Genomic DNA, 6,917 nt, shown 5'->3' on the forward strand with positions numbered 1-6,917 from the left:
TGAAAATTTCGTTAAAGGGTTCTGCGATTTTATCAAGTCAAAAATTGAAAAAACTAATTTTTAGAACCCACCTTAAGGTTGGTTTAGATGGGAGAAACGCATACAATATTCTGATAAACGACACTTTGGCTATGGATGAAAGCTTAATTGATAAGATTTCAGAATGGTATTGCAATAATTTTGATGGATGGGGTCTAAGAATAAATGAAGATAAGGATCCATATTTAGAAATCGAGTTAACTAGGGATGATAAACTTGCAGTAAATTTGAGAGATGTAGGTGAAGGTATGGGGCAGACTCTCCCACTTGTCACAAGAGCTCTAATGCCTATAGAAGATGAAATCTTAATTGCGATGGAACAACCTGAACTACATCTGCATCCTGGAGCTCATGGTAACCTTGCTCAATTATTTGCAGAAAATTTCATACAAAATAAAAAACACTTTTTAATAGAAACTCATTCTCAAAATTTCATTTTAAGAATGAGACGCTTAGTTGCACAAAAGAAGCTAAACCCAGATGACATCTTAATTTATTATGTAGATTTTGATGAAGATCTTGGGGAAAGCAATCTTGTGCCTATAGAAATCAAAAGTAATGGAGATGTCACCAATTGGCCTGAAGATATTTTCAATGAGGCTCTTGAGGAAACCATTGAAATTCTAAATGCAAAAAAGGTTTAATTGGTATGACAATAAAGTTCTTAAAAGATGTTTTTGAAGATGCTCACTTGCATGATGAGTTAGATTACTTATGGAAAGTAATTATTAGTAAAAACCATTCATTAGTTCAAATCGATTCATTAACGAAAGATGCTATTCTAGAATCTACATGGTACAGAGGCGCAAGAAAATCCCTTCAGGAATTAATTAATCATACTATTACAAGATCGATTCAGTCCTCAACTACAATTCCTAAGATTCATATTTCGAATACTTCTGATGATCATCACTATTCAATTTCTGAAGCAATTGGCATGTTGGAAAAGGATTTTGAAATTATATTTGAACATAGTGAAAATGATGCTCACCTTTTCAACGCTCTATTAAGAAATTTCAAGAAAAAGAGTAAAAAAATAAGGAAACTAAAGGATAACGGCATACTTGAGTATGGCATGGGTGGTGGTTCAACTATTGAAAGTATGATTACCTCAAAATTAGACAAATTTAATGGACAAAATTACCCTAAACCTTCTCATAAATACATACATTGCTTTGTAATATTTGATAGTGACTGTACTTATCCTAACCAAGGTCTTAAAACTGACAAAGACAATCTAATTAAATTCCTAGAATCCAAAGAAATACCATATCACGTTCTTGAAAAACGAGAAATGGAAAATTATATTCCAGACGAAGTATTTGACGAGGTAAATTATCTGAAGGATTATTTCAATGCGTATTTACAATTATCACCTGTTCAAAAGGATTATTTTGATATTGAAAATGGATTCCCATCAGATAAAAATTTCAGTTCAATAAAACCACCTGAAATTCAAAAATTATACGGTGATCTTACAGATGAAGTTAAGAAGGTATTCCGAGATAATAATGCTAAAAAAATAAATGGCTCTTCAAGACAAAATTTTAAGACTGAGTTTCCGAAACTTTTTTCTTCACAAAAAGTTACAAGAGAATCATTACTGAAAAGATGTTCACATCATGATCCTAAGAATATAAATAATCCATGCAATCCCAATGAACTGCCTGATTTACTAAGTGACATTGAGAAATATTTATAACAATGAATCTACAGATACATACAAGAGTAAGACGTTTAATTCACTATATCGAAGACATCCAAAGGGGTCTAATGCAGGTTCCTGCATTTCAAAGAGATTATATATGGAAGCTCAATGATAAACTAGAACTATTCGATAGTATCAAAAGAGGTTACCCAATTGGATCAATATTGTTTTGGAAGCCTGATCACGAAAGGTTTGGTAGGACAAAATCCATTGGCCCATATGACATACCTGATAGCGATGGTGATTACTTTTACGTGTTAGATGGCTTTCAGAGACTCACAACCCTTTTCGGTTGTCTATTAAATCCTGAAAAAACAAACCTTAATGTCAATCTCAATATCTGGAGAAGGGAATTTAATATCTGCTATGACCTCAAGGAAGAGGAATTTTTCATTCCTCGTAGTATATCACTGCAAGCCTTTCAAGTTAATATTTACAATCTAATTGATACAAGATATGCCTTTCAATTCCAACGTAATCTTATTGAAGAAGATTTCCTTGATTCTGAAGTCAATATATGGATGGAAAGATACGAAAAGTTAGGGACGCAACTAATTGACTTCCAACTTCCTTCAATTGATATTTTGGGAGGGGATATTGAAGAAGCTGTTGAGATATTTTCACGTGTAAATTCAAAAGGTGCAAAAATATCTGCAGATTGGATGATATCTGCTTTGTCATACAATAAAGAGAAAGGATTTCGTTTAGGCACTGAAATCGATGCACTTTTAGATGAATTGAGTTTTTACAACTTTCAGAACATAAAGCGAGACTTAATCTTAAACTGCATAACCAACTCGTTTGGTAAGTACTATATTGACCAATCAAAACTAGAAAATCTTGTCAGATTAGATAATTTTATTTCAACGTCTCAAAATACACTGACTAGTATTAAAAAAGCGGTTAAATTCTTATTTGAAGAATTATTGGTTGTTGATAGCAAGTTATTACCATACAGTGCACAGCTCATTTTTATTACGGATTTTTTCAATCAAATCTCTGAACCTTCAGATTGGCAATTAAATAAACTTAAAGAATGGTTTTGGATTACCACATACTCTGGATACTTTACAATTTACTCTTTAAGCAAACAACGCAAAGCATATCAAACATTTCAGAAGTTTTTAAAAGGAGACCTAGATGATCCAGTTTTCAATGACACTCCCGAAATTCCATTTGATATTAGTGATTTTCCAAACAAGATATATATGGGTAGTGTAAGAGCGAAGTCATTAATTTTATTCTTACTTAATTATTCTAATAAATTCAAACCAATCGACTCAAGCAATATTGAGGGGTATAAATTACTTTACATCTGTAAAGACAGAAATGGAATCTCCCCTCCTTCTTGTGTAATTCCATTTCTAATTGACTCATCTAATAAAATACCTAAAAGAAGAGATGTGTCTTATTTAATCAATAGTAATGATGATGAAATACTTCAGAAGTATGCAATCACAGATATAATGAGAGAACAATACCTTAACCAGGATTTTGACGCACTTATAAATACACGAGAACAATATATTCTTAAAATTGAAGGTGAATTCACTGAACAACTAGGATTGAGTTATCAGTACTTATTTTTTTGACACAAAACCTCTAAAAATGCAGTAAGCAGGACTTATAGATATAAACTTGTGTCTTACTTTGAAATATAATATATTGATATTCGATAACCCTAGTTTCACAAAACCTGGGTTTTGTGAGACTATTTTCGATTTATATCTAAAGGTTTGGTAAGACTATTATCTCCCTAACACTTATACCTTCAAATTATAGTCGTAATTATACAAATCCTTTCTTCTCCAATTAACTAAATACCCTAAAAACTTGTGGTCAAGGAAGATCTAAAAACTAAAGAATCATACATTATCAACAAATGTTTATATCCTAAGTAATACTTAGCCATGCCAAAAATAAATAGCATTTAAGGCATTTTATTACCCATAATTACTAATGTTACGCAATTTATCTGACGATACTATTTCAATATGATTACCATTGATTTTAATGATACCATCTTGTTTAAAATCCTTTAAAATACGAAGTAAACTCTCCTTTGAAACACTTGATAAATCGGCAAGTTCTTGCCTGCTTAAATGAATTTTGAAAAAATGAGATTCATATATTGAATTGGAAAGATACAGTAATGCATTAGCAACTCGCCCGCTCATTTTTTTATGAGACAAGTCTATCACCTGGTTGAATAAATTTGTAATTAAATTATTATTCAGATTTAAGACGTAAGTTGCAAATGCTTTGTTGTTATAAAATACCTCGTGAAAGGCATCTAAATCCATTAAGCAAGCACTAATGTTGCTTAGAGCGCTAACAGTAAACTGAGAAATATTATTGGTGCTGGTAAAAACTCCTGGATTGATGATAAAATCCCCTTTCTTAAGGATTTTTATTATTATATTTTTATTGTCAAGTCCTTGTATATGCAACTTAGCATAGCCTTCTTTAATGCAAATAACATTATTACATTGTGTACCTTCTTTAACAATTGTTTCTCCATTCGTATAATTTACCTGACAATGTCCTTCTTTAAATATCTGAATTTCTGATTTATTTAACGACTCAAAACCGGTAATATCCACATAACAGTCATTACAAGTATTTGGGGGAGTAAGAATATAAGACATATAGGTAACTTAAATTGATGTGTTAAGATAGAATAATCCGTCATTTTAAGAAAACCCTCAATTGTTTTTAACAACAACATAACGAGTCTTTGGTAATTTTTAATTATGTAAGAAGTTGGGCTGTAGTTCTTTTACTATTAAAAGAAAGATAGGATTAAGTAAATACTTCGCTTAATAGTTAAACAATTTACTTTTCTTCCATGATTTTAATTTAAAATTGCTTATTGACAAAAGTTTGATACTTAAAGATATTTGCATCTCATATTGTTAAAAAATAAAACAATGTATACACTTTCTAAAATTTGGTCGTCTGCAATTATCACAGTGTTATTCCTTGTAAATGCTAATTCTCAAACAAATTGGAATGTCACAGTTAGTAATTTCTCATTTACCCCTGCAAGTCTTACAATTAACCAGGGCGATGTAGTTATTTGGAATAATACGCTCGGAACCCACAATGTTAACGGAACGACGACTACTTTTCCTAATAATCCTGTCTCGTTTGGAAATGCTGTGCAGAGTGCTCCCTGGCAATACAGTTTTACTTTTGATATTGCTGGTGAATATAGTTATCAATGTAATCCTCACTCAGGAAGTATGCAGGGCACCATTACAGTTAATACCGTCACTTCAATTACCGATAATGACAATAATGATGCTATTAAATTATACCCAATGCCGGCTAGCGATTATCTGTTTATTGAATTTAGTGACAAAAAGGCTAAAACCTACTCAGGCATCCAGTTATTTAATATGAACGGGCAGATCGTCTTTTCAAAAGCAATTGAGAGTAATGATAATTTAAGAATAAACATTGGGCACCTGGAACCTTCGGTATACTTTTATCGATTGCAGAATACTAACGGATACATAGATACTGGTAAGATTTTAAAAAAGTGATGAGTTGGGCTATTTTAAAAGTTCATAATTAAGCTGTAAAGTAACCTTTACTTCTTCTGCAATATTCTTAACCAATAATTTTGGAATTTTTATGTCATAATCGTCCACCTTGATAATAAATTCTGAATTTGCCGAAATAGATGTACCATTATTAATGAGTACTCCAACAACTTCAATTGTTTTCTTAACACCATGAATCAGCATTTCTCCCTTAACCGTAACCGAGTGTCGTCCTGTTATTGTAATGTTTGACGAAGACTTTACAAAACCTGAAAATGTTGCATGCGGATACTTGTGTGACTCCATGTACTTTTCGTTAAAATGCTTCTGCATCAATGATTTCTTGAACTTGAAATTCTGAACTTGTACAATAAACGCAATTTCATTCGTTGATAAATCAATGAGGCTTTTAACAGTTTTATTCTCGGCATAAATATCTTCTAAGGGAGCAGATGAAAAGAATGAAACAAATCCATCATCGGCTTTATACTTACTCTGTGCTATACATAGGCTCTGTATAAAAGGAAAGCAGAGTACAAAATAAAGAATTAAGAGTCGTTTCATAAGCAATGTTTTTAAAAACACATTTTCAATTGTAATGACTTACCTTGTCATAAGCAAGCATATTTATTTCCATCAGTTTACAGATTGAAAGAACGCATAATGCTAAATCCAATATGTATATCTCCATCAAAGAAGTTATCATTATTCCATTGAGCTATATAACCAGACGGTTGCAATCTGGTAGCATTGGATAAAAATAACTGAAAGACATGTCCCCCTGTATCAATATCAACACCCAATGAAAGTGCATTTTTTTCCACTTCGTAGATGTCTTTATCAAATGTAGGGTAGACATAGTTATATTCAACATTTAATGTGGTAGAGGGCGATATCATATAACTTACACCAATGCCTGTAAATAGTAACGAATTAGGGTGGTCCCCTGTAGGTACTCTGTTCAAATGAACCCATCCAGGAGTAAGCTGAGCGACAAAACTACTATTAAACCTGTACGACATTAACAGTTGATGTATGTATTCTAAACGATCAACAAACTCTATGTCATAGGTATATTGACGTGTTCTCACATTAATACCTCCCAGATAGGATAAAGAGAAGAAAGGTTTTGCTTCTGATTGTTGTAGAAGTTTTAATTTGACATTAGTCTGGACGGTTTTATCATAGTCACTGGATCTGGCTAATCCGGCAGATAACCAATCCATAATTCCATAATCAAGAGCAATATCCACATTGTATATTTGATCTAAGCCATACAGTTCCTCAATACCATCTGTTACAGGGCCAAATAAATGTGAGATTCTGACCTGAAGCTCCTTGTCAGAAATTTGTGTTGTTGAAGGCCCAAGAATGATACGTGTACTTTTAAAATGAGATAAATTTTGTGGAATGGATTTACTATTATCCTGCAGTTCATCTAAAAGGTTTCCGTTCTGACTATGGATAGTGCTTATGGTGAATAGTAAAACACAACATGAAACTAGGTATCTCTTAAATGGCATACTACTCAATTTTAATTGAAATGGGTGCAGATCTTTCATTACGCGAATTTGATCAAAAATTGCTCCCGCCTGTTAGTATGTAAACAACTAAATATTAAC

Annotated in this window: 7 protein-coding genes; 4 read left to right on the forward strand and 3 right to left on the reverse strand. The window is 32.1% G+C overall.

The window, feature by feature from the left end; all coding sequences use genetic code 11:
* From JIV24_RS21630 to JIV24_RS21640, 3 genes are all read left to right on the forward strand, one after another.
* Positions 1 to 683 (forward strand): AAA family ATPase (locus tag JIV24_RS21630; RefSeq protein ID WP_200467175.1); only part of this gene is annotated, 683 nt, incomplete at its 5' end.
* Between the two features lie 5 nt (positions 684 to 688).
* Positions 689 to 1,741, forward strand: a complete 1,053-nt coding sequence (locus tag JIV24_RS21635; RefSeq protein WP_200467176.1) for a hypothetical protein — start codon at positions 689 to 691, stop codon at positions 1,739 to 1,741.
* Between the two features lie 2 nt (positions 1,742 to 1,743).
* On the forward strand, positions 1,744 to 3,339 hold the full coding sequence (locus JIV24_RS21640; protein ID WP_200467177.1) for a DUF262 domain-containing protein: 1,596 nt from the start codon (positions 1,744 to 1,746) through the stop codon (positions 3,337 to 3,339).
* 351 nt (positions 3,340 to 3,690) lie between these two features.
* Here JIV24_RS21640 and JIV24_RS21645 read toward each other — a convergent pair whose 3' ends face one another.
* A complete protein-coding gene (locus JIV24_RS21645) occupies positions 3,691 to 4,350 on the reverse strand; it encodes a Crp/Fnr family transcriptional regulator (RefSeq protein ID WP_200467178.1) in 660 nt (219 codons plus the stop codon).
* Between the two features lie 327 nt (positions 4,351 to 4,677).
* Here JIV24_RS21645 and JIV24_RS21650 point away from each other — a divergent pair, with 327 nt between their 5' ends.
* Entirely contained in the window at positions 4,678 to 5,295 is a 618-nt protein-coding gene (locus tag JIV24_RS21650; protein WP_200467179.1) for a plastocyanin/azurin family copper-binding protein, read from the forward strand.
* A 9-nt stretch (positions 5,296 to 5,304) separates the two neighbouring features.
* Here JIV24_RS21650 and JIV24_RS21655 read toward each other — a convergent pair whose 3' ends face one another.
* Together JIV24_RS21655 and JIV24_RS21660 are read right to left on the reverse strand one after the other, a co-directional pair.
* Positions 5,305 to 5,859, reverse strand: coding sequence for a YceI family protein (locus JIV24_RS21655; protein WP_200467180.1), 555 nt, complete (start codon positions 5,857 to 5,859; stop codon positions 5,305 to 5,307).
* Positions 5,860 to 5,936: 77 nt separating this feature from the next.
* Complete coding sequence (locus JIV24_RS21660) at positions 5,937 to 6,818, reverse strand: DUF5777 family beta-barrel protein (RefSeq protein ID WP_200467181.1); 882 nt, start codon at positions 6,816 to 6,818, stop codon at positions 5,937 to 5,939.
* Between the last annotated feature and the right edge of the window lie 99 nt (positions 6,819 to 6,917).

The sequence above is a fragment of the Carboxylicivirga marina genome (assembly GCF_016612505.1).
Classification (GTDB): domain Bacteria; phylum Bacteroidota; class Bacteroidia; order Bacteroidales; family Marinilabiliaceae; genus Carboxylicivirga; species Carboxylicivirga marina.

Coding starts and splice junctions, on each gene's coding strand:
- JIV24_RS21640 (WP_200467177.1), top strand. CDS start 1,744: ATGAATCTACAGATACATACAAGAGTAAGACGTTTAATTCACTATATC.
- JIV24_RS21635 (WP_200467176.1), top strand. CDS start 689: ATGACAATAAAGTTCTTAAAAGATGTTTTTGAAGATGCTCACTTGCAT.
- JIV24_RS21660 (WP_200467181.1), bottom strand. CDS start 6,818: ATGCCATTTAAGAGATACCTAGTTTCATGTTGTGTTTTACTATTCACC.
- JIV24_RS21655 (WP_200467180.1), bottom strand. CDS start 5,859: ATGAAACGACTCTTAATTCTTTATTTTGTACTCTGCTTTCCTTTTATA.
- JIV24_RS21650 (WP_200467179.1), top strand. CDS start 4,678: ATGTATACACTTTCTAAAATTTGGTCGTCTGCAATTATCACAGTGTTA.